This is a genomic window from Chryseobacterium gleum (assembly GCF_900636535.1).
In the GTDB taxonomy this organism is placed as follows: domain Bacteria; phylum Bacteroidota; class Bacteroidia; order Flavobacteriales; family Weeksellaceae; genus Chryseobacterium; species Chryseobacterium gleum.
Genome location: NZ_LR134289.1, coordinates 4,528,406 through 4,550,777 on the forward strand (window position 1 = coordinate 4,528,406; position 22,372 = coordinate 4,550,777).

Genomic DNA, 22,372 nt, shown 5'->3' on the forward strand with positions numbered 1-22,372 from the left:
TTCACAATTGACTTTGCGAAGCAAAAATTGACCTTTGGCCAAAAAATCTTTCACAAAAAATATATTGCGTCAAGTTTTGTCGCATTACGGATATAGCTTTGTCATATCAAAATTACAGAGCTATGGAATTGCCATTTTACTTAAACTTTAACGACTTCGAAAGTAATTATTATGACAACCTTGAAAAATGGTTTGAAGAATATCATAATACCAGCGAAACAGACTATCTGAATGCGCTTGCTGAACTTTACAGTCCGTATGTCTATTACAATTTTACAGATGACAGGTTAAAGCCGGATGCCTCCATTGAAGTGAAAGACTGCTTTTTTCCTTACCATGAAAAAATAGGGATTTCTTTCTGTATTGATTGCGAAAACGAAACCTCACCCGCCAACAGGATGAATCAGGTTTTTGAATTTAAAAATATCTCCATGATGGAGTACGCCCAGCACATTCTTGATAAGATCAATAAGTTTTGTTCAAAAAATCCTCAGGCTCTGGACGGTAACAAAAATATTCATGATTATCTTAATAACTATGCTATTGTTACCTCTGTAGAAGGGGTAGGATATTGCATCAGCTATAACCGCCATCAGAAAGCAATACCCTTTTTAAAAGCATACCTTCCGTATTATGGGCAGACGGTCAATATGGCGGTATACAGGGATTTCCTGTTCTCTGTAGTGCAGATTGCAGAATTTATTGACCAGAAACTGAAAACGGTACATGCTTTTAAACATACGATTTACGCCCGTTCCAAAGCGGAAGCCAAATTTAATGTACAGATGAGCCGCGAATTCCTGAAGCTTTGCAACTAAACGATACACCAAACATTCATACTTAATTATATTGCAGGGAAACTTATGTTTCAACAAAAATCCCGGTCAGTGATGATCGGGATTTTGTTTGTACAAAGGTGGTTTTTTGTTATTTCTTTCTGTAAGGAATATTCCATATCAGATCGGCTGCCAGATAATGAACCCCTCCATGATGAATACTTCTGCTGTCTCTGATCAGATCATCCATATATCCTACATCTACTGTAAAAGGAGAGTTTGGGATTGTAAACATATAATAAGCGGCAATACGCATTTCACGATATCCAAAGGCACTCCATTCAGCATCCGGCTCGTTGAGATGACTTATGGAAAACAATGCTTCTGCACTTAAAGCCAGCTTCTGATTATTTTTAGGAGATAAATTATAGGTGAGCTGACTTTTGATCCGTGTTCTCAACTGAAAATCCTCTTCCACCTTATGAAAGTCTGCATCAAAAAATTTCCTGAATTCCTGCCGGACCGTATTTTTCAGCTTCCACTTTTTTCCCAGATCAAAAGTGTATGCATATCTTCCGTAGATCCTGAATTCCTGTTCGGTATTTTCTTTTTCATAAGGAGCGTTATTCTCATAGTGGGGTTGTCTGCGGTAACTCAGTGCATAGCTGTATTGCTGATGCGGGGCAAAAGAGTGGTATACCTCATGATTCAAAACAATGATAGCCTGCTTTGAAAATAAATTATGGTTATCCGGGCTGCTTTTTCTCCCGATGGCAACATAGCTCAAAGCCTGCTTTTTTCCTAAAGAATCCAGCTGCTGTTTAACTCCAAAGGCACCCCAGAATGCATTGTTGGCGTCTCCCAGCCCCGGCGGACTGATCTGTGCCTTGATAGTGGTTCCTATACATCCCAATAAGAATATACCTGCAAAAATTTTCTTCATGCCCAATATGACGGATAGCCGTTTTACTGTTAATTTTAAATGACTGCGAAACCATAAGATAGAAGAGAATACCGCAGTTACATAGTGAGAATACTTTATCACAGCAAAATTATAAGTCTGGTTCATAGAATGTTTATTCAAAATCTTTCAATACTGTTTAAAAACGAGACAAAATAAGAACTTGATTTAGGATAGAATTAGGAATAGGGTTTTAAACGGATTGTGGATAAAATGTGGATAACATGTTAGCAGTTTGTGGAAAAGTTAATTTCATCAATTTTTAAAAAAGTAAATAATCTCCTAAACATTTATTGGAGTCTATAAAAATTTACTTAAGGTCGAAGCTATGTTTTATATTTATTTAGAATAATTCAAATTAATATTGTAGGAGAGTTTTCAATTCCGTTATTTTGCACCTTTATTTATAATCACTTTAAATAAGGCTGAAAAAATGATACAACCTAATGAATGTATGTTTCCCGGGAAGCATATGCCTCATTCCGTAGAGACAAGACAGAATGATATTTCAACCAAGAATCAGCAATGCGTAAAGCCGTTTCTTATTTTATTATTCTTACTAACCGGTTTAACAGCAATACAAGCACAGAATCTGCAGGGCGGAATCTCGGGAAAAGTAAATATGGTGGACGGACAGCCATTAAGGGCAATATCTGTCTCCTTGCCGGAAGCGAATCGGCAAACCCTTACGGATGACGAAGGAAATTATCATTTTGTAAACCTGAACGCAGGTTCTTATACTGTGAAGTTACAGATTCTGGGAACTAAAGAAGTTCGTCTCCCGGTGGAGGTAAAAGCTGGTGAAACAACAACACTGGATTATCAGCTTACCCAGGAAAATATACAGGCTATACAGGAAGTGGTCATAATGAAAAATACAAACCGTTTTTCGAAAAAAGAAAGCAGTTTTGTAGCCAGATTGCCTTTGAAAAATTTAGAAAATCCTCAGGTATACAATACGGTTACCAAAGAATTATTCCAGGAACAGGTTGCTGTAGATTTGGGAAGTATTTCCAAAAACGTACCGGGTGCCGGAGTTCCTATGATTGCCAACCAGGGAAGAGTGACATTCCGCTCAAGGGGATTTGAAACAGAACCCAATGCCCGAAATGGAGTCGCAGGAGCTGCATTTTCAGTGATTGATCCTGTAAACCTTGAACGTATAGAAGCTATTAAGGGACCTTCAGCTACCTTATTTGGGAAAAGTGTGGCCAGCAGTTACGGAGGAGTATACAACAGGGTAACGAAAAAACCTTACAATAATTTTGGCGGTGAAGTAGGGTATGTAGGAGGAAGCTGGAATTATAACCGGCTGACTGTGGATGTCAATACACCGGTAAATAAGGACAGAACAGCTCTTTTCCGCCTTAATGCGGCAGGAACTACAGAAAAGAGCTTCCAGGATATCGGATTTACCAACTCACTGGCTATTGCTCCCAGTTTTTCTTATCAGATCAATGACCGTATGTCGCTCCTGCTGGATGTAGAGTTCAATCAGGCAAAAGGAACATCGGTTGTACGATTCAATCCTTATACCGGAAGTAACAAAATCCAGTCTATTGCAGATATGAAGTTTCCGTATTATAAAAACTTCCTGAGTGATGACCTGGCTTACGAAACAGAGATGCTGAACATCTTCGCCCAGCTGAATTATAAAGTTTCAGAAAACTGGACTTCTCAAACAATACTTTCCCGCGCAAGATCTACCATTAACGGATATATTTCTGCCATCAACGGAAAAACAGATTCCACAGCAAGCGCTCAGGTCATGGTGGGAACCACTTCATTTATTGCCACCAATATTCAACAGAACTTCATCGGGGATTTCCGTATCGGACGTTTCAGAAACAGAATGGTTGTCGGATTGGATTTTTATAATAACTCCAATCATTTTGACCGTTACCATACCAATACCAAGGTATTTAATTTTGTTCATCCTTCGGCTGACTTCAGAGTGAATAGCAATACGATCGATGCGCTTACCGCTACTTCAGCCTTCAGAAGGGAAAATAACAGTGATAATACCTATGCTGCTTATGTTTCTGATGTTTTTAATATTACGGATCAGCTTATGGTAATGGCGAGTTTAAGGGTGGACCGGTTTCAGTTCAAAGGAGTGTATGATATAACAACAGGAGAAATCAAAGGTGGCTTAAGTAGCAGTGGGGCACAATCGGGACCTTATGAACAGACCGCTTTTTCACCCAAAATGGGAATTGTTTATGAAATATTGAAAAATAAACTTTCCCTGTTTGGAAACTATATGAACGGCTTTAATAACGTAAGCGGAACGGATATCAACGGGAATACCTTCAAACCTGAATATGCCAATCAGTTAGAGTTTGGAGTAAAAGCAGATATTTTTAACCACAGACTTGTAGGTACGTTAAGTTATTACAATATCCGTGTAGATAATATTTTAAGAACAAATCCTGATGATATCAACTATTCCATACAGGATGGAACACAGGTAAGTAAAGGTTTCGAAGCTGAGCTGACTGCCAATCCTTTTGATGGATTCAATGTTGTTGCAGGATATGCTTATAATGACAGTAAATTTACCAATGCCAATCCTTCGGTAAATGGCTTAAGGCCTGCATTGTCCGGACCTGCGAATATGTTCAACTTCTGGGTCAGCTACCGTATTCCTGAAGGAAAATTAAAAGGCTTAGGAATAGGCGGTGGTGGAAATATGGGATCCTCTTCCTATCAAACCAATACACAAACAGCTAAAGTGATTATTCCATCTTACAAAATGTTTGATTTAGGAATTTTCTATGATCAGCCAAAATACAGAGTAGGCCTGAAATTCGATAATATTACCAACGAAAAAGCATGGTCTGTACGTTTAACGCCACAGGCTCCGTCGCGTTTTCTTGGAAGTGTTTCTTTAAAGTTTTAAATAAAGATAATTATAAGGGCCGGATTAAAAGTCCGGTCTTTCTTTTGTAAATATTCATCCGTCAAATTGAAGGTAAATTGCCACAATATTCTACATATTGTGGCAATTTGTTTTATGGGCTGTTTATTATCAGTTTTGTCTTACTCCGCACATCGCATCCCATGTTGTCCAGAAATGGGCATTGATGGCTCCGATAGGAGGATTGGTGCTGTCTGCAACAATGCCTACCATAGAGGCACAGTTGGAATTACAGCCTATTTCATTGTGACTTCCTGTTTGAGGAGGGATCTGACGCCATGTACCGGTAGATCCGCTTAGTAATTCTACTCTGATATCAAAAATCCCTGAAAGATTAGGGGTTTGGATTTGTTTGGTTGGATTCTCACTTGAAATAAAGTCACTCCAGTCTCCTTGCGAGAAGGTAACACGCCATGTAGAGATCATTTTAGAGGTATCATTTTGCGGTGAAAGATACACCCAGAATTGTGCTCCGTTTCCAAGTACTAACTGACCTGAAGAATTTGCATTTACACTTGTTGATGTCATAATTAAGTCGGTTTTTGGTGATTAGATTATACTTCAAAGTAACGAACAACAAAGGAAATAGCGTAGCGTATAAATTACCAATTATCTGGATGAGTAGAAATACTTATAAAATAATCCTAACTCATCGAAATTAATTAATAGTGTAATTAGTATTGTTTGTATTTGGTGAAATTATTATTATGAAATGTATATTAAAATTAGTTATTTTTTTTAACATAATAAAATATTTATATTTTTTATTGTGAATAATAAAAATATTTGATAAAATTGATGCAGATTGCAATCTGAAATATTTATTTAATAATTAAATTTTTAACGATGAAAAAAATATTCTTTATTGCTGCTCTTGGTGTAGCAGGATTTATGAGTGCTAAAGGTAGTGCTGATAACAAAGTAATCAGAAAAGCAAAAACTACTGATAATAAATCTGTTAATAGTAATACTTCTAATAAAGCAAAAGCTGCTTTTTATAATTGGATAGGAGTTTCTACTTGGTGTGGAAAAGTATTTTATCTGGATGCAAGTGATTATTCTAGTTTTGAGGAGCTAGATGCGGCGGCTACTCAGTTTACTAATCAACAATGTGCTGGAGCATCTACATTTACTGGTCAGTATACGTAATATTAAAAAATTATTTTAACCATGAATCAGTAACTGTTAAGTTGCTGATTCTTTATTTATATGAAATTATGAAATTCTATCTATTTATATTTTCTTTTATTATTGTATTCATTAGTGGGCAGGGCATTATTTCGCCGAATTTTTCAATTAAAACTTCTCCTTATGAAGTGACTAATTATGGAACAAGTTCGTATAATATATACTATAAAGTAAATTTTTTAGATAATGCCCTCTTTCCTAGTAGCAAAAAAGAGGTGATGTGTATTCTTGAGTTGGGAGATCATGTTTCTAAATTCTTAGATTATAATCAGTTGAAAAAGGATTCACTATCTGAAAAATATAGTAAACAGGACATGATTGGCTCTAAAGAAATGGGTGAGTTTATGAAAATAAGAGTTTTATGGAATAATATAATCTTCAAAAATAATAATATAATGACAGTTCAGGAGAGGTTCAAATCTATATATCAATATGAGGAAGACCAACCAAAACTTAACTGGAACTTAGAGAAAGGAGAAAAAATATTACTAGGGCATGAGTGTAATAAGGCAACAGTTAGCTATAGAGGAAGAAATTACATTGCATGGTACACCACTGGCATACCTATTAATAATGGACCTTATATTTTTGGAGGATTACCTGGTTTAATTTTAGAAGTTGAAGATACTGATAAGAAATATACTTTTGAAGCAGTGGGAATTACAAAAACCCCCAAGCTTATTTATCTAAGAAATGAGAAAAGTATATTAAGGACTACAAGAGAAAAGTTTAGAAATGTACAACGAACTTATAAAGAGAATCCTAATGCTTTTTATACTGGTAAGGCTTATAATGAAGATGGGACACCAATAGTATTAAAACAACAAAATATTCAATATGAACCAATGGAGATTGAGTAGTGCATTGTAAAATTTGTTGCTATGGCAAAAAAATGACTTGTTATTGGTCTAAAGTGTTGTAAAAAGTGAGTTTTAGCTTTTAAAGACACTAAGTGGTAACCTTTAAATTAAAGCATAAAATATAAAAGTCTTAAGTATATACTTAAGACTTTTCTTGCAGAAAGGAAGGGATTCCATGATGCAAAATATTGTAATTGATTATCAATAAGTTACATTTTCGAAATACGTAAAAAATAGGCGTTATTTACTCATTTCTTACTCATTTTACTCAAATGTTCAGGTCGCAAATATAAAAATAAATCCACAAAAAAAGGCCCCGGTTGGGGCTTTATTTAATTAAGTGCGATATAATTTAATTTTGCAATGTCATGCAAATATGCTAACATAATTCCATGATCATGTTTAAAGTACTCTTCATAAGCTAAAGCTGTAAATACTGAGCATTTTTCTGAAATAGGATAAAAAGTATTTTTATCACATGTCAATATCACATCGACATTAGCAAATTTGCCATTCTGAATAATCATCATATCTTTTGAAATCCACTCTCTCGCCATCATGAAATCACCACTTTTAAAACCCATTTCGGCAGCGAAATTATTTAGTTTTTTTCTGCTAAGATATTCCCGGAAATCATTATTTAATAAAAAAGCTGAGCCCAAGTCAAAATCAATAAATTCTACATTTTGACTATCTAATATTCTAACAATTTTTGCTATTTTTTCTCTATCATCTTCTTTTGACAGCAATTCTGATACTGTAATAGATGTTATGAAAAAACGTCTATCTTTTGAGTTTCCAGTTTTTGTATTAGATAAATAGTGCATTAGCTTTTTAACGAATAAAAACTGTTCGTCAACAGAACCCTCGTCTACTGCTTTAAATAAAGCACATAGAATACTTGTATCAACTAAGATATTTTCCCACTCACTAATTCTCTTTTCGGTAACCATAAATAGAATTTAAAAGATCATCCATAGTATTAATACCCTTTAAGAAGTTAAATTCTTCAGGACCTTCTGCATTTAAATTCTCCAGCAATGTATTTTTACCAATTACCCTGAAGCTGATAATTTCGGCGCTAAATTCCATTCCAGTTTTAATCGAAACTTTAGTACGAATTTTAATTGCCAGTTTATCTGTCCGGTAATGTTTTTTTAATTGAAGATCAAGTTCGTTATTAATTTTTATTTTTTTTCCATATCCGTCAACAATTATATGTTTTACATCAGAATCAACAGCTTTTCCACCTTGTTCTGATATTATCCCATATATTGTTTTCTGTCTATAATAATAATATGGTGTAGAATCTGCATTAATTTTATTTAACTTTGCTATTCTTTCACCCTCACTATACGCATTGATGTAGAACCCTTGTTTAAAAATAACATTTAAAACAGTGGCATATTTTTGCTCATAACTATTCAGTTCATGGGTTGAAAATTCTTCAATTTTTTTATGAAGAGATATAAATTGTTCTTTTTGATTAATATTTTCTGTGCTGAAATCAAGTGCATAACAATTACCTCGAATAGAACTAAGCGTGCATTTAGCCTTTGTTCCGTCATCAATAGCATTATATAAAGTTTTCAATAGGTCTGAAACAGTATCAATAGAAATTCCGTCCTCAGCATTTAAACTGTGATTATGATCATCTATTTTTAATGAAAACTTAAACATATTATTATATAATAACTATTGCAATATACAAATAAATAATTATCTAAAATTACGGAATCCCGTAAGAAATAGCGTATTCATTAATAATTATTCATGTTCTCGCTCTTTTTTAAAGCTCCTGTTTTGTCAATTTTTAAAAGGTTTGAAATTACTTAGATGTAGTTATAATAACCTGTCATATATCTACGTTAAATATATATTATATAGTAACGATCATAGACTCAATATTGGGGTATCAAAGTCGTTAGTTTTTGCTACTAATTTACGCTCAAATACCTTGTTAGTCGGTGTTGTAATAGTGCTATCAACTTATACAAAATAACTTTATTTTTACCAGTTGTTATTTGTTTCGTGTTTTTTGTTCATAGCTTCATTTAATGATGAAATCAATCTTTCAGCAGTTGCATTTGCTAAATCTTTAACTTCTCTCCATCCTTTATTAGGTTGTTTTGGATGCTCTTTATCTTGTGTTAAAAGGCCATATGAAACTAACCCACCGCCTCCGGGACATCTTGTTCCTTCATGGATAAATGAATGGAAGTTGTATTTATATCTTCCATCCTTTACATATATATTTATTTTATAAGATATATATCCTGTTGCACATAAGGCTCCAAAATAGAAACCTCTAGGCTCATATCTGATAGCTCCATTCCCGGAAATCTCTCCCAAAATTTTATCGTCAATACTCATTACATCCTTTTCACTATGAAATGTGTCTGCGTACCAGCTTCTAGCCCTATTGTATAGTTCATCTTTAGTCGTAAGTGAGTCTACTTTTACAACATCTTCGAATTTTAGTTCCTGTGCATATATTAAACAATTAATTAAAAATAGTAGTATAGATAGTGACTTTTTCATGATTAATTTTTACCACAAAGATATAAATTAAAAAGTATTGGAAAATTACGGAAACCCGTAATAAAATCCGTATAAATACGGCATTATAAATTAAAATAATTGTATATATTAGCAGGACTGATAAAGTTTACAAGAACTTATGTAACACTTTAATTATTAGTATTTTTACATAGAATTTAAAACCTTTATTTTATGAAAACAAAACTAATAATCTTGACTGCAGTTGCAGCTGTTGTACTTTATGCGTGTTCAGATCGTGATGAAGAAACAAGAAAGGAAGCAATCGAGTCAGTGAAAAAGAGTAACCAAGAAAAAATTAAGTTAAACAAATCTGGAATTCAAAGCCGTGAAGCGGAACCGCAAGCAATAAGTGACACAATTGTCATTAAAAGTGGTAATGGTTTATTAAGTGATGGTCCAGATACAAATCTAGATCCAATAGATGGAGGAGATCCAAAAGACGTTCCTATCCCGCCTAGGAGGTAAACATAGACTAACGTATTTAAAATTAACAGGCTCGATAATAGTGATAATATCGGGCCTTGTTCCTTTTGCAGATAATCTTATTTCATGGATTTATCCGGAATTTGATAAAATGGTAGATGGTCGAGGGGTTTTACTTAGGTCTGATATATGGATTGAAAGCATATATTTATCAATAGTATTATGTAGTATTGGGCGTATAATGAGAGCATATAATTTATGCTATTACTTTCCTATATATGCTGCCTGCTATTCTTTAGCAATGTACGAATTGATGAGATATGGATATGAAATAAATCCTGATTGGTCTCATAGGATAGGCTTCTTAATAATGCTAATTCCAGGATTCTATATTATTTTCCGACTTAATAGATACATAAGAAAATTAAAGTTTAGAGACATTGTAATAGTTGATTCAATCGAGGAGTATACAAACGAAAATTCAAGCCAATATTAAGTATGATTCAAAAAAAAAGAAGATACATTAAAACACTTGGAGTCTTTGTATGCTCATAACAGGCATTTATACAAGGATAAAAAGTTAATATCCAAAAAGGAATATTTGTCGAATAGTGTAAAAATAATAAATAGAATGTCTACTTTAATATGTAAAGAGGAAGATATTTCTTTAATGATTGAAGCTATCAAACATAGCAATGATGTTTCTAAACTACGAAGCGCAATATTCGCATTAACTATTGTTCCGAATTAAGCTCGCTTCTTACTTGGTTTTCTATTGCTTCAGTGTCTAACGTTTCCATATCGAAATTTTCGAACAATAATTCAAACGCTTTCGTAGATATTGAGCTCAATACTCTCAATCTAAATTTAATAGAGTCTATTTCTTCTGTATATTTTTTAACAAAATTATACATCTCATCTATTTTTTCAGAATCACTTAATTCAATATCATTTTCATCTTTATCAAATATAACCTCGTTGGTTATATTCAGATATTCAAGTTCTGAAAGTAAAATTTTAGCTGGATCGAATCCGTAAAGTTTATGCAGTTCTACCGCTACTTCCTTTCCTACACTTTTTTTTCCAGACATTAGTGCAGAAACATACGGCTGTGTTTTATTTAAATCCTCTATTACATCTTTCTGCGATTTGCCAAGTTTTTTAAATTCTTTAGCTAAATATCTATTAACGATCTCTTTCGACATAAAAATTTTGTGTTTGAAAATCAAATAGTTACATAAAATATAACTAAAATGATTATAATTTATTGTTTTATAACTAAAATGGTTATATATTTGTCTCAACAAAACAACAACACAAAGTTAGTCTTTTTGTTCAATGTGAAAAAACAGGGATAAAACTATTTTTTAATTAAAATAAATAAAGTATGGAAAAATTGAAATACGGTCAACCTATTAGTTTAAGACTTTCGAATTATTTGAGAGACTTTACAACTAAGGAAGATGTAGCAAATGTAAGCACTGAAACAGGTGTAAGTATTTCTACTCTCAATTACGTAAAAAGAAGAGCGAACAATGTTTCTGAAGGAAATGAGAAAGGGATAATCTGTTTGGCAAAGAAAGCTTTAGAAAATGCAGAAGCAAAAAGGAAGGAGGCTTTAAGATGTAAAAAGGAACTTAGTTTAATTCTTCAATCATGAACACTGACTACATAATAGCAAAAGAATATCTGAATAGGCTTCCTGAGGCAGAGAGAGTAAAATTATGCAAAAGAACACTTGAGGGAGTGTCGGAGAAGAAAAAATCAAAAAAGGAACTCGGGAAGTTTTATTCGGATTATTTAGATGCTCAATTCGCTAAAGGTAAAATATAAAATGAGCCACCTGGGCAAAGGTGACTCGGCAAAAACGAAGTAATTAAAAAATTACCACATCATGGAAGCAAAAGTACAAAAAACAATTTTAGGAAAGAAGATCAGAAGCTTTGATTTTTACAAGCAAACTGATTATAGGACTAACAAAGAAATGATTCATGGGTTTGTGTGGTTGGAAGATGGAGAAAGGATTCATGTAATAAGAGGGCAGTATCATATTTTGAATAACCTCGGGCAGGTTTCCGGAATAGTTTTAAAATCGAATCCTGGATATAAGCAAATTAAAAGAATGATTGCTCGCTGGTTTCAGACTTACAGAAAAGGCGGTAAATCATTTTTCAGAGAAAGAGTCTCAACGTTGAGGGAAGCGTGCCAGCAGGCTCAGTACAGTTTGAACATCAAAATGATCGAGAGAGGTCAAATTTCATTTAACCATTATTTTACAGCATCATGAGAACCTTACTATTAACAATGCGTTGGTTCGGCCAACAGTACAATTACTTCGTAGAATACTTAATAAAATATCACTAAAAATCATGAATCTACCAATTAACTTACATGACTGGACTAGAAGTTTAGATTTTAAAATAACCAGAGTGCCAGGAGGATATATATACTGTAGAGAAGAAGGTAAAGTAAATATCGCAAATCCGGTATTTGTCCCTTTGAATGCCGAAAGTAAAGCTGATAAAATGCTTGAAATGCTTAAGAAAGTTGTAGAACAGCAACACTTATTAGGATGTATTACATCTGAAACTCAAAAAGAAATTATTCAGTTAATCAAAGAAGCTACAGAGATATGAACCTAACAGACTACCTTCAAAAGCCAATTGCCGAAAGAAAACAAATTGTAACTGAACCGGTAGGGATTAAAGATCAGTTTTGGCTTGAGAGACTTAAGATAGCTTTTAAATTATCTAATCCATTTGCGGTAATGTTCGATCAAAGTTTAATAAACGAATACTGGGCACTTAAAAAAGCATAATCATGAAATCTAAAAAAGTAACTAGATACTATTCTGATTGCGGTAGGGGATTTTGGAAAAAACAAAAGGCTTTAAATCATGAGCAAAATTGTACTTGCTGGAAGAATCCAAAATTTAGATCATGTCTGTCTTGCATCCACAAATGTATTTTAATTGACCACAATGATATGGAAGAGCCTTATCGTCAAACATGGCAAACTAATCTATGCAAGTTTTCTGATTCAGGAATTCCCGTGCATCCGGATTTTGACTTTATAAGAAAAAATTGTAAACATTATTTACCTAAAACATCATGACACATTCAGCAATTATTAAAATAGAAAATCATTCCGGCATCTGGTATGTGAATCACAAAAGACTAGGGCACGATAAACTTTCAGACCTTGAAATATCAGCCTTAAACGAGTTCATCAAAGAGTTTAAACAATCAAATCAATAATCATGAAAATAAAAATCCAAATCAAATCAGTGTTAGGAAAATTACTCTTTGAACTAGAAAAAGAAGATAATACCATAAAAGAAACATTACAACAGGCTGTTAAAGACGGAGCAAACCTTGACGGAGCAAACCTTGTCAGAGCAAACCTTGTCAGAGCAAACCTTGACGGAGCAAACCTTGTCAGAGCAAACCTTTACGGAGCAAACCTTGACGGAGCAAACCTTGACGGAGCAAACCTTGACGGAGCAAACCTTTACGGAGCAAACCTTGTCAGAGCAAACCTTGACGGAGCAAACCTTGACGGAGCAAACCTTGTCAGAGCAAACCTTGACGGAGCAAACCTTTTCAGAGCAAACCTTGACGGAGCAAACCTTGACGGAGCAAACCTTTACGGAGCAAACCTTGACGGAGCAAACCTTGACGGAGCAAACCTTGACGGAGCAAACCTTGACGGAGCAAACCTTTACGGAGCAAACCTTGTCAGAACAAACCTTGACGGAGCAAACCTTTTCAGAGCAAACCTTGACGGAGCAAACCTTTTCAGAGCAAACCTTTACGGAGCAAACCTTTACGGAGCAAAAGAGTTAGATAAAGCCTACTTGCCAATTTACATGAAGTGGGGAATAGCAATAAAAGGAGATTTACTTCGAATTGGTTGTAAAGAAAAAACATTTGAAGAATGGGAAAAGTGGTTTTCCGGAACAGAAGAGTATAGTACAGAAAGGAATACTGAAGATTTTAAGCGTATTCAAGCTTCTTTCTTAGCATATAAAGCATATTACGAATTCATGAAATAGAAGATTATGGAGCCAATTGACTACAGCCGGGGGAGGAACAACGCAAATTCCAAACTGGCATTCCAACAAGTAAAGGAGACTATTCCAAAGATGTGGGAGAAAGTATTAAATGAAGTAGACGGGAAAAGATCAACAATAGAGATCGCGACTATACTGAGAGTTCCGATACACACAATTTCCGGACGCTTCTCAGAGCTAAAAGCAAAACATAAAATCTATCAAACCTCATCAAAAAAGATCGGCAGTAAGTCTTACGCGGTCTATTCAAAAACAATTAATTAATCATGTCAGCAACAAATCAAAAATCAGCATTAACACTTTTCAACCAAACTAATGTTCAGGAAAAGTTTGAAAAGCTACTAGGAAAAAAAGCACAAGGATTTATTTCTTCTGTCCTTCAAATCGTAAACGGAAATAAGTTACTTCAGAATGCAGACCCTATGACGGTTTATAATGCCGCAGCAACAGCCGCTGTTTTAGACCTTCCAATTAATCCGAATTTGGGTTTTGCTTGGATTGTTCCTTATAAAGGTTCAGCGCAGTTTCAAATGGGATGGAAGGGTTTTGTTCAACTAGCCCTAAGGACTAATCAGTATCAAAACATAAATACAACAGAAGTTTATGAAAATCAATTCAAATCATTCAACAGGTTAACCGAAGAATTAGAAGCCGACTTTGATGTGCAGGGTGAAGGAGAAATAGTGGGATATGCTGGATACATGAAATTAAAATCCGGATTTTCAAAAACAACATATTGGAGTAAAGAAGAAGTCATTACCCATGCTAAAAAGTATTCTCAGGCTTATGGCAAAGGTTCAATGTCTCCGTGGAATGATAAGGAACAATTTCATGCAATGGCAAAAAAAACAGTACTCAAAAATCTTATTTCTAAATGGGGTATAATGAGTGTAGAAATGCAAAATGCTCACCTTGCCGATCAAAGTGTTCAAAAAGAAATGGGAAGTTATGATTATGTGGATAGCTCAAACACTATCGACATTGAGGCTGAAAATGTAAATGAAGAAGAGAAACGTATTAAGCTATTCATTGATAAAGCCGATACACTTGAAGCTTTAGAACAGCTTAAAGAAAGTGTTCCCGAACAACTGATGTTCTACTACGAGGCCAGAGAAGATGAACTTCAATCCGCATAATTATGAAAGTAGTTGATTTTAATGAGCATTTATTCAGATGTTCACAATTAGGAAAGTTAATGGTAGGAGTTTCTCCTGCTTTAACGGCAAATCAAGAAAAGGAACTTTCGGAACTCAGATCAAAAATATTGGCTGGAAAAATTACCGACAAACAGATTATTAAGATGGGTGATCTGATCCGTAAGAAAGAAGAAAAACCGGAACTATCAAAAGGCGTCGTAACTCATCTGACAGATATTCACAAAGGATTTTTCATGAAGCGTGACCGCCAGATCTCAAATAAGTTTACAGAAAAAGGAATCGTAGTTGAAGAAAAGTCGATCACACTTTACTCTGAAGTTAAAAATACTCTGTTTCTGAAGAATCAAAAGTATTACAAAAACAAATTCATTCACGGGACACCGGATAATGTTCAGAAGAAAGTTCGCGATATGAAAAATAGCTGGTCATTAGATTCCTTCCCAATGTATGAAACGGTTATAGTAAATAAGGATTATGAGTGGCAATTACAAGGTTATATGGAATTAACCGGAATCAAAGAAGCTGAGCTGGTTTATGCTCTGGTAGATACTCCAAATAAAATCATTATTGATGAATTAAGGCGGTTAGATTGGAAGCAAGGAATTTACGACATCAACGGAAATGTGAAAGAAGACAGAATTCCTCTAGTTGTCGAAACCGTATCTAATATGATTTACACAGAACAGGGATTAGATGAATTCTGCCAGGAATCAATGTTAATAGAAAAAAAGTGGTTTACAGATTTCTTTGAAATTCCGAAAGAACTGAGAATAAAAGTCTTTGAGCTTGAATATTCTAAAGAAGCAATTCAGGCTTTGTATGAGCAAATTAGACTTTGCAGAGAAAGACTTAACAGTTTGACCGTAGAAATGGCCTCACAACTTTTTAAAGTGGCATAATGAAAGAAAAAGACGGATACTGGTCAGGCCGTGATTCAAACGGCCTCTTCAAATGGAACGAAAAACGCTTAATAAGAATCGAAAACGACAAAAAGAAAACCAATGAAAAACCCAAAACCAATCCCAGAAATAGAGGTAATTAAAGCAAGCCTATGTAAAGAATTTGGCTATTTGCCAGGAGACAAAATTCCCAATAGTAAAGTCTCAATTGAATTAGGAAAAATTGACGCAACTGCTACACTCATATACGCTAAAACTCTAAATCGCAAGGCCAGATTTGCTAAACCTGGAGAATGCCAGTACACTATTGAGCTGGAAAAAGAGAGATCAAAAAATCCAAAACCTGAAAAGATAGGCGTTGGACTGTTGAATGTCAAAGAAGCTGCCAAAGAACTCAGAATTACAACGAAAAATCTTCAGCATATCAAACGAAGAGGCGAAATTGAATATAAGAAAATAGGCAGCAGGTTTTTCTTCAAACCAGAAGAAGTTGAAAGAGTGAGAATACAAAGAGCTATTGACAAGCTTTAAAAAAAACTACCATGCATTAGTGATGTTTTAGCATGGGTAAAACCAAATTGAATTACCAAAAGTTAAAAAAAAGATATGGCAAAAGATCCTGCAGTTCTTGTCTATTTTGACAAGTGGATTTCGTCAACAAATGGAATGAAGGCACATTTGAGGGCGTGGTATATGGACTTGCTATTCTACCAATATGATAACCCTGATGGCATTCCGGATGATACTGATGTTATAGCAGGAATATGTAGAATACTACCAAGTGAATATCAAATGCTTGAGCAAATGCTTGAGCAAGTGCTTAAGCTAAAGTTTAAGCTATGCGAAGGAAAATGGAAAAATAACTTCGCCGAGGAAATAATTTCAAAACGCCAGGACTTTAAGTCAAAACGAGCTAAAAGTGGCAATATTGGAGTAATAATTAAGCTCGCAAAAACTATTAAAGGCTTTAATAATAAGTATTTAGCGAGATTGAAAGATTCATTATATCAAATGAATGACGAAGAAATAGAACAAGCAAAAAACAAGCAAATGCTTGAGCAAATGCTTAAGCTATATATAAATGAAGATGTAGATGTAAATATAAATAAAGATAAAAGTATAAATAAAGATATTCCATCAAAAGAAGATTTTTCAAATTATGCTCTTGAGTACATCGAAGAAAATAAAATCGGAAAAAAAGAACAGTATCAATCTCAGATAGAATCAAAATACGATACATGGGTTGCTTCAGGTTGGAAAGATGGATATGGCAAAAAGATTGAAAACTGGAAATTAAAAATTCAAAATACAATACCTCACATAAAACCAATTTATGGAAAATCAAATAACAACAACCAGCAAAACGGATTTGGTAATCAAAATGGAAATACCGCCAGAGGTAATCCGACATCCGGGAAAGTATCCGCTTCTTCCATACTTGCCAGACAAGCTCGTGAACAGTCTACCGGAAACAGTGAAAGCGGAGATGTCACAATCGAAGCTGAAGTGGTCGAGTGAAGAAGTTTTGGAAAGACTGGCTAACCGAGTAATACTTTTCATCGATCCTAAATTTGTTGATAATGGAGAGAATCCAGAAAAAGATCCATTTTCAGATTACAATATTGCCAAGGCAAAAGTAAAAGACTTTGGAAGGCGATGTGATTTAACCGAGGACGAGTTCATATTGGCACTAAATTTCGCTTCAAAAGGAATTCTAATGGTAGATGATCAGAATGTAAAAATATACCGAGAAATAAACCAAATAAACCTTTCTGAAATAGAGCGTGGGTATTCAGAATTTAAATCAAGAGATCAAAAGCATCAAAACGGGAAAAAGGAAATTAGCAATTTGCTTAACCCTCCACCTCCTAAAATGACAAAAGAAGAGTATGAAGCTTTGACATTTGATAATATTCAGAAGGATTATCACAGATTTAAATCCGATGGAAGAGTGATTGCAACACCGGTTTTCTATGATCTAATTAAAAGCGAAAGAGGTGATAAGGTGAAGCTACAATTTGTTGAGAATTTTCTTAAGAATTATGTCCCTGAAACGGCAGAAGGTAAATTGTCAAGTGACGGATCTGCATTGCCTAAAGTAATAAAAAAAGATGTTTACGTAGAATTTCAGAATGAAATGATCACAAATTATGTGCTATATATGAAATTGAACGAGTCATCTGAAGAAGTTTGGTTACAGCATTGGAAAAGACTATATCAAAAATCAAAAGGCCATGAAAACAAAAGTTAACCGAACGCCAACGGATATGCTTGATGATCTTTCGATATTCATTTACAACTTACGAAATGCCGGATATACGCTGATGAATATTGCTAGAATCGTAAAAAAAGATCACTCAACAGTAATGTATCACTTACGAAAGTATGAAGGGCTATCACAGTTCAATCAGGAATTTAAAAACAGAATAAAAAACTTTAACGAAGAAAATTTTTTAAAGAAAATGAATTACTCAAAACTTTTAAAAAACAGAACAAACGTGCCGGTGTCAGTTTCTTTCATCAACTCCGCACAAGTACAACAAAAACCACTTATAAAGCCTTTAACTGGTCCGCAAAACTACAATGATAAAGACAGGGATGCGGTAGAAAAATGGTTAAGCTTCTGCGCTATCGGAACAACGATCATCGACACTGGAACCAAGATGTTAAAAAACAAAGGTTTGATTCATTCCCGGGATGGAGTATTTGATCTTATAACAGCCTTTAAACAGTTAAACAAGCACTTCACCGGAAATGAAAATTTCGACCAAAAAGAAATTGGAATAGAAGATTTTGTATTTACATTTTTAACATCGACTGAAGAACAACAACAGCGCGTTATAAAGTTCCAGGAGTCACTTTTGAGGAAAGGTTAGTTTTTCTTTAAAACCCCTCTCCACTCTCCATTTTCGTTGTAAGAGTGTTCTGCGTACTGATCTGAAGCGAAGTCAAATCAAAGTAACAACAATTAAAAAATTATGGCAAAATTAACTGCACAATCAAAAACGTCTTTTAGCTCATCAGATAAGAGCAGAAAGACTCCAGTAATCATCGAATTTAAAAGATTAGGACCAAAAGGAGGGAAAAATCAAAGACAATTTTAAGTGCAAAAAAAGTTCGCAAAAAACAGCGAACGCACACTCTTTACGTCAAATTTTAAAAATAACAACAATGGAAAATACTAAAACAGGCATTGAGTTAATCGCCGACGAAAGAAAAAGACAAATTGAGTCTGAAGGATGGACATCTGAACATGATAAGCATCATTCAAACGGGGAACTTGCAGATGCGGCAGCACTATATGCTATGACCGAAGACACAAGAAGCTATGTTGATCATCAGTGGGGCAATGATATGTGGTTACATTTCTGGCCTTTTGAGCTTAAATGGCTAAAGTTTACACCGAATGACCGAGTGAAACAGCTTTGTAAGGCGGGCGCAATGATCGCTGCAGAAATTGACAGACTGAATAATTTAAAAAACTAGCCATGAGTCACCAAGAGGCTGAACAGCAGAAGAGAATAGCGGAGAAGGCTTGTATCGAACCAAAAGGCATGATGACAAGAGTAGATAAATCATCAATCATTAATCCCGAAAATATAATCAGATGAAAAAGACATGTGACAAATGTAAAGCACTTGAAGATGGGGGAAAATTCGCTGTAGTTTATAGATGTGAACTTGGTGCTCAACAAGATGGGGTCCCAAAGGAAGAATGCCCAAAGCCATTAACCACAAAAAAGTTCGTTGAAATGATGCTCCAAAAAGAGAAAAAAAATATTAACAAATCATGAAAGAACTAGAAGAACTAACCCGGGAGATCCGGGAGAAGCTGCCGAGACTGAAGCCATTAAAAGATTTATAATTTGACCCAATGCTTCATGATGTGCTTGATTGGCTGTTTATATTATATCCAGAATCTGAATATTACGTAAATACAGCTGGTGAGTTTTGTGAAAATAATCACACTAGAGATTATCAAGAGCATTTAACGATATGGAATTTCTCTAAACCTTATCTCAAAGACCAATCCCCTGAACTTATAAAATTCCTTCACTCACTTATAAAAACAAAACAATGAATAAAGACGAACTATTAAAAATTTACTCAGCTTATCTTCCGTATGAACTTAATGTAGGACTATCAGATGAAGGAAAGTATAATTTAGATAGCGAATATCCAAACGAGCACGCTAATAAAACAGGGGTAATAACTGAATTCACTATATCAAATGGAGAGTTTGGATACGGAGAATTTAAAGTGTCTGATAAGTATTATTTCTCTTTCAATGAATTATCAGAGATTAAACCACTTCTCTACGATCTATCCTATTTAACCAAGGAGATAGAGCACAACTGCTTAATTATAAAACCAATTGAATATATATCAACTTCAATAGCAGATAGGAATAAAACATTAAAAATGGTTGAAAACAAAGATCCCTTAGACGTATTACCACAATGGAAATTTGAAAAATTATTGAAATTCCATTTCAACGTCTTCAACCTTCCAGAATCCGAATACATCAACAAAGCAACTTTAACTCAAAAACAATAATACAATGGAAAACGAAAAAATTAAATGTTACAGTATTTCAATGGGAAACTCAAAATTTGTTGACACAGACATTGATGGAATACTAGAAAACTTAAAGGTGGAGATTATGGAAAATTGCCAGGATAATGAAACATTAGAGTTTCAATTTGGCATTGAGTATCACACTCAGGAAGAAATTGATAAAATGCCTGAATTTGATGGATTTTAACCCCGTGCCATCTTAGGGTAGCACTTTAAAACAAGAATTATGGAACTATTTATAAAATTTCCAGATCAATCACAAAGCTTTACTGCAGGTGTTGAATACGGTAGGCTGTTTGGCAGAATAGAAAAAGGTGATCCTGTTGTAACAAATGACGGGTTCCCTGTTAGAATAGAAAATAAAGAACTACTACAGAATACATGTACTAAGTATGGATATACTTACAATTTTGGAGTTGAATATTATGGTGAATGGATAGAGTTCACAGCTATAAAAATAACCAATTCAGAAAATTAAAGAATCATGAAACAGTTAGAGATAACCACAAATAAAAGACTCCTTATTGTGGAGTTCCCAGAAATGCCTGAAGTATATAAATATCATAAAGAATTCATATTCTTTAAGTTTAAAAAAGAGAATGAATACAATGATGGAGCTATCAGGGTGGGATTTGAAAAAATAAAAGAAATCTGCAAAGGCTCTGATCTTACGGAGGATATTGCTTATGAAATAGTAGATGGTTTTGACTTAGGTTATTTTGTCGATTACAATCATCATAATCCAAGAGCGTACAAACTTACCGCTTTAGAATCCTTCATTTCTGCCATACAATCGAAAAACTACCATTGGGGAGATAATCCGGAACCTTCACATTATGATTATAGTAACGATGATTGCGAAACTGACTTTGCTCAGTATTATTTAGATCATGAAAAATGGAAGAAATCAGAATCACGAACCTTCAACCCATCAAAATGTATAATCTTTGAAATACTGTAAAGATGACAAGAAAGCAAATTGAAAATAAGATTAAGAAAAACGAACAAAAAATAAAACATCTTAATCAGGAGAACCGAAATTTATATTTAGAATCTTTACTTATATCAGATAAAGATCACATGGAAAGAAGATTATATTGATGAAGATACGGGAGATGTGGTTGAGATTGAACGATCTCAATTTGTTAGAAGAAATGGAATATGGCTTGTCTAATTACGGAAACACACAATACAAAACCAAATAACAAAACTAAATTAGTAAAATGAAAGAATTTATTAACGAATGCTTGTTGTTCAGGAATAAGGACACAGAATTGAGAATAATCGGTGCGATTGCGTGGTTTTGGATTGCATGCGTGGTGTACTTACTTTTCTATCTGTTTTAGTATCTTTACTCCATGGAAAATAATATAGGGAAATCCGCAAATTGCGCAGCAAATGCTTTTATGGATTTTCATAAAGCACTGTATCAATGCTGTAGTTTAGAATATAACGAATTGAAAAAAGTTTGTGATCCAGACGACTTGCAAAATAATGAAGAACTATTTTTTTTGATTCCTGATGAATATAACCAAGAATTCATAAATTTAGTAACAGTAGGATGTTCAATTAAACAAGCGTATGAACTGCTTAAAGAAGCATATGAATTCTAATGGAAAACATGGAAGAAATAGAGAAGCAAATAATTGAAATCGTTACCGAACAGTTTAAAAAAGATGGAGGTTCAAACGGCGTCACTATGGGAGCATTTGATCACATTTTAAAATTGCCATTGCAAGAAAGAAACGAGTTTTTATATCGGATGGCAAAGCAGAAGAAAATACATATTTTTCAAAGCTTGAATAATATTAGAGTTACGTTACCAAAATAAAGCCCCTGAATTAACAGGGGTATTTTTTTGTCCAAAATTTCATTGTTAGAATAGTAAATAAAAATTGTTAGTAAAAACTATAAAAAAAGTTAGATTGAGTGTTGTTTTGTAATTTTCGTTTTCGTAACTTTACTGTAAAGCAGTTG

At 34.1% G+C, this 22,372-nt stretch carries 36 protein-coding genes; 30 read left to right on the top strand and 6 right to left on the bottom strand.

Annotation, left to right across the window (positions count from 1 at the left end; translation table 11 throughout):
- Positions 1-122: 122 nt before the first annotated feature.
- Entirely contained in the window at positions 123-818 is a 696-nt protein-coding gene (locus EL165_RS20700) for a hypothetical protein (RefSeq protein WP_002984647.1), read from the top strand.
- 109 nt (positions 819-927) lie between these two features.
- On the opposite strand, the gene EL165_RS20705 is transcribed toward EL165_RS20700, so the two are convergent.
- On the bottom strand, positions 928-1,719 hold the full coding sequence (locus tag EL165_RS20705; protein WP_041462137.1) for a DUF2490 domain-containing protein: 792 nt from the start codon (positions 1,717-1,719) through the stop codon (positions 928-930).
- Between the two features lie 451 nt (positions 1,720-2,170).
- On the opposite strand from EL165_RS20705, the gene EL165_RS20710 reads away from it, so the two are divergent.
- Positions 2,171-4,639, top strand: a complete 2,469-nt coding sequence (locus tag EL165_RS20710) for a TonB-dependent receptor (RefSeq protein WP_002984642.1) — start codon at positions 2,171-2,173, stop codon at positions 4,637-4,639.
- 129 nt (positions 4,640-4,768) lie between these two features.
- On the opposite strand, the gene EL165_RS20715 is transcribed toward EL165_RS20710, so the two are convergent.
- Complete coding sequence (locus tag EL165_RS20715) at positions 4,769-5,185, bottom strand: hypothetical protein (protein ID WP_002984640.1); 417 nt, start codon at positions 5,183-5,185, stop codon at positions 4,769-4,771.
- A gap of 318 nt (positions 5,186-5,503) precedes the next feature.
- Here EL165_RS20715 and EL165_RS20720 point away from each other — a divergent pair, with 318 nt between their 5' ends.
- Entirely contained in the window at positions 5,504-5,806 is a 303-nt protein-coding gene (locus EL165_RS20720) for a hypothetical protein (protein WP_002984639.1), read from the top strand.
- 68 nt (positions 5,807-5,874) lie between these two features.
- Positions 5,875-6,705 carry a GLPGLI family protein gene (locus tag EL165_RS20725; protein ID WP_002984637.1) on the top strand — a complete coding sequence of 277 codons (831 nt, stop codon included), beginning with the start codon at positions 5,875-5,877 and terminating at the stop codon, positions 6,703-6,705.
- 332 nt (positions 6,706-7,037) lie between these two features.
- Here the strand turns inward: EL165_RS20725 and EL165_RS20730 are convergent, their stop codons facing one another.
- The 3 genes from EL165_RS20730 to EL165_RS20740 all read right to left on the bottom strand — a co-directional run bounded on the left by EL165_RS20730 (position 7,038) and on the right by EL165_RS20740 (position 9,246).
- Complete coding sequence (locus tag EL165_RS20730) at positions 7,038-7,658, bottom strand: type II toxin-antitoxin system VapC family toxin (RefSeq protein WP_002984635.1); 621 nt, start codon at positions 7,656-7,658, stop codon at positions 7,038-7,040.
- Positions 7,636-8,385 carry a hypothetical protein gene (locus EL165_RS20735; protein ID WP_002984634.1) on the bottom strand — a complete coding sequence of 250 codons (750 nt, stop codon included), beginning with the start codon at positions 8,383-8,385 and terminating at the stop codon, positions 7,636-7,638. Before EL165_RS20735 ends, EL165_RS20730 begins: the two co-directional genes overlap by 23 nt.
- Before the next feature lie 330 nt (positions 8,386-8,715).
- Complete coding sequence (locus EL165_RS20740; protein ID WP_002984632.1) at positions 8,716-9,246, bottom strand: DUF4468 domain-containing protein; 531 nt, start codon at positions 9,244-9,246, stop codon at positions 8,716-8,718.
- A gap of 192 nt (positions 9,247-9,438) precedes the next feature.
- On the opposite strand from EL165_RS20740, the gene EL165_RS20745 reads away from it, so the two are divergent.
- Complete coding sequence (locus EL165_RS20745; protein ID WP_002984630.1) at positions 9,439-9,732, top strand: hypothetical protein; 294 nt, start codon at positions 9,439-9,441, stop codon at positions 9,730-9,732.
- Positions 9,689-10,186, top strand: a complete 498-nt coding sequence (locus tag EL165_RS20750) for a hypothetical protein (RefSeq protein ID WP_126358682.1) — start codon at positions 9,689-9,691, stop codon at positions 10,184-10,186. Before EL165_RS20745 ends, EL165_RS20750 begins: the two co-directional genes overlap by 44 nt.
- Positions 10,187-10,424: 238 nt before the next feature.
- Here the strand turns inward: EL165_RS20750 and EL165_RS20755 are convergent, their stop codons facing one another.
- A complete protein-coding gene (locus tag EL165_RS20755) occupies positions 10,425-10,895 on the bottom strand; it encodes a helix-turn-helix domain-containing protein (RefSeq protein ID WP_002984624.1) in 471 nt (156 codons plus the stop codon).
- Between the two features lie 182 nt (positions 10,896-11,077).
- On the opposite strand from EL165_RS20755, the gene EL165_RS20760 reads away from it, so the two are divergent.
- From EL165_RS20760 to EL165_RS20855, 24 genes are all read left to right on the top strand, one after another.
- Positions 11,078-11,350, top strand: coding sequence for a hypothetical protein (locus EL165_RS20760; RefSeq protein WP_002984623.1), 273 nt, complete (start codon positions 11,078-11,080; stop codon positions 11,348-11,350).
- Positions 11,347-11,523: a hypothetical protein gene (locus tag EL165_RS25935; RefSeq protein WP_002984621.1), complete on the top strand. Its 177-nt coding sequence runs from the start codon at positions 11,347-11,349 to the stop codon at positions 11,521-11,523. The genes EL165_RS20760 and EL165_RS25935 overlap by 4 nt, the downstream gene beginning before the upstream one ends.
- A gap of 61 nt (positions 11,524-11,584) precedes the next feature.
- Complete coding sequence (locus tag EL165_RS20765) at positions 11,585-11,977, top strand: hypothetical protein (RefSeq protein ID WP_002984619.1); 393 nt, start codon at positions 11,585-11,587, stop codon at positions 11,975-11,977.
- 82 nt (positions 11,978-12,059) lie between these two features.
- Positions 12,060-12,326: a hypothetical protein gene (locus tag EL165_RS20770; RefSeq protein ID WP_002984617.1), complete on the top strand. Its 267-nt coding sequence runs from the start codon at positions 12,060-12,062 to the stop codon at positions 12,324-12,326.
- Positions 12,323-12,508: a hypothetical protein gene (locus tag EL165_RS20775; RefSeq protein ID WP_002984615.1), complete on the top strand. Its 186-nt coding sequence runs from the start codon at positions 12,323-12,325 to the stop codon at positions 12,506-12,508. The genes EL165_RS20770 and EL165_RS20775 overlap by 4 nt, the downstream gene beginning before the upstream one ends.
- 292 nt (positions 12,509-12,800) lie before the next feature.
- Positions 12,801-12,947: a hypothetical protein gene (locus EL165_RS25940; protein ID WP_002984611.1), complete on the top strand. Its 147-nt coding sequence runs from the start codon at positions 12,801-12,803 to the stop codon at positions 12,945-12,947.
- A 2-nt stretch (positions 12,948-12,949) separates the two neighbouring features.
- A complete protein-coding gene (locus tag EL165_RS20780; RefSeq protein WP_126358683.1) occupies positions 12,950-13,744 on the top strand; it encodes a pentapeptide repeat-containing protein in 795 nt (264 codons plus the stop codon).
- A gap of 6 nt (positions 13,745-13,750) precedes the next feature.
- Positions 13,751-14,026, top strand: a complete 276-nt coding sequence (locus EL165_RS20785) for a hypothetical protein (protein ID WP_002984607.1) — start codon at positions 13,751-13,753, stop codon at positions 14,024-14,026.
- A 2-nt stretch (positions 14,027-14,028) separates the two neighbouring features.
- On the top strand, positions 14,029-14,898 hold the full coding sequence (locus tag EL165_RS20790) for a recombinase RecT (protein ID WP_002984605.1): 870 nt from the start codon (positions 14,029-14,031) through the stop codon (positions 14,896-14,898).
- Positions 14,899-14,900: 2 nt separating this feature from the next.
- The gene (locus EL165_RS20795; protein ID WP_002984603.1) at positions 14,901-15,818 is read left to right on the top strand and encodes a hypothetical protein; all 918 of its coding nucleotides are present in this window, start codon (positions 14,901-14,903) and stop codon (positions 15,816-15,818) included.
- Positions 15,818-15,961: a hypothetical protein gene (locus EL165_RS25945; RefSeq protein ID WP_002984601.1), complete on the top strand. Its 144-nt coding sequence runs from the start codon at positions 15,818-15,820 to the stop codon at positions 15,959-15,961. The genes EL165_RS20795 and EL165_RS25945 overlap by 1 nt, the downstream gene beginning before the upstream one ends.
- The gene (locus tag EL165_RS20800; RefSeq protein ID WP_002984599.1) at positions 15,921-16,349 is read left to right on the top strand and encodes a helix-turn-helix domain-containing protein; all 429 of its coding nucleotides are present in this window, start codon (positions 15,921-15,923) and stop codon (positions 16,347-16,349) included. Before EL165_RS25945 ends, EL165_RS20800 begins: the two co-directional genes overlap by 41 nt.
- 75 nt (positions 16,350-16,424) lie before the next feature.
- A complete protein-coding gene (locus EL165_RS20805; protein ID WP_002984597.1) occupies positions 16,425-17,336 on the top strand; it encodes a DUF1376 domain-containing protein in 912 nt (303 codons plus the stop codon).
- 7 nt (positions 17,337-17,343) lie between these two features.
- Entirely contained in the window at positions 17,344-18,069 is a 726-nt protein-coding gene (locus EL165_RS20810; protein WP_126358684.1) for a hypothetical protein, read from the top strand.
- Positions 18,053-18,694 (top strand): helix-turn-helix domain-containing protein, encoded by a 642-nt coding sequence (locus EL165_RS20815; RefSeq protein ID WP_002984593.1) that lies wholly within the window; start codon positions 18,053-18,055, stop codon positions 18,692-18,694. The genes EL165_RS20810 and EL165_RS20815 overlap by 17 nt, the downstream gene beginning before the upstream one ends.
- Positions 18,695-18,989: 295 nt before the next feature.
- Positions 18,990-19,304, top strand: coding sequence for a hypothetical protein (locus EL165_RS20820; protein ID WP_002984590.1), 315 nt, complete (start codon positions 18,990-18,992; stop codon positions 19,302-19,304).
- 2 nt (positions 19,305-19,306) lie between these two features.
- Positions 19,307-19,429 carry a hypothetical protein gene (locus EL165_RS26515; RefSeq protein WP_002984589.1) on the top strand — a complete coding sequence of 41 codons (123 nt, stop codon included), beginning with the start codon at positions 19,307-19,309 and terminating at the stop codon, positions 19,427-19,429.
- On the top strand, positions 19,426-19,611 hold the full coding sequence (locus tag EL165_RS20825) for a hypothetical protein (RefSeq protein ID WP_002984587.1): 186 nt from the start codon (positions 19,426-19,428) through the stop codon (positions 19,609-19,611). Before EL165_RS26515 ends, EL165_RS20825 begins: the two co-directional genes overlap by 4 nt.
- Before the next feature lie 283 nt (positions 19,612-19,894).
- On the top strand, positions 19,895-20,374 hold the full coding sequence (locus EL165_RS20830) for a hypothetical protein (RefSeq protein ID WP_002984585.1): 480 nt from the start codon (positions 19,895-19,897) through the stop codon (positions 20,372-20,374).
- Positions 20,375-20,378: 4 nt separating this feature from the next.
- Positions 20,379-20,582 carry a hypothetical protein gene (locus tag EL165_RS20835; protein ID WP_002984582.1) on the top strand — a complete coding sequence of 68 codons (204 nt, stop codon included), beginning with the start codon at positions 20,379-20,381 and terminating at the stop codon, positions 20,580-20,582.
- 39 nt (positions 20,583-20,621) lie between these two features.
- The gene (locus tag EL165_RS20840) at positions 20,622-20,873 is read left to right on the top strand and encodes a hypothetical protein (protein ID WP_002984580.1); all 252 of its coding nucleotides are present in this window, start codon (positions 20,622-20,624) and stop codon (positions 20,871-20,873) included.
- 6 nt (positions 20,874-20,879) lie between these two features.
- A complete protein-coding gene (locus EL165_RS20845; protein WP_002984578.1) occupies positions 20,880-21,356 on the top strand; it encodes a hypothetical protein in 477 nt (158 codons plus the stop codon).
- A 397-nt stretch (positions 21,357-21,753) separates the two neighbouring features.
- On the top strand, positions 21,754-22,008 hold the full coding sequence (locus EL165_RS20850; RefSeq protein WP_002984575.1) for a hypothetical protein: 255 nt from the start codon (positions 21,754-21,756) through the stop codon (positions 22,006-22,008).
- An 8-nt stretch (positions 22,009-22,016) separates the two neighbouring features.
- Positions 22,017-22,226, top strand: a complete 210-nt coding sequence (locus EL165_RS20855) for a hypothetical protein (protein WP_126358685.1) — start codon at positions 22,017-22,019, stop codon at positions 22,224-22,226.
- Positions 22,227-22,372: the final 146 nt, after the last annotated feature.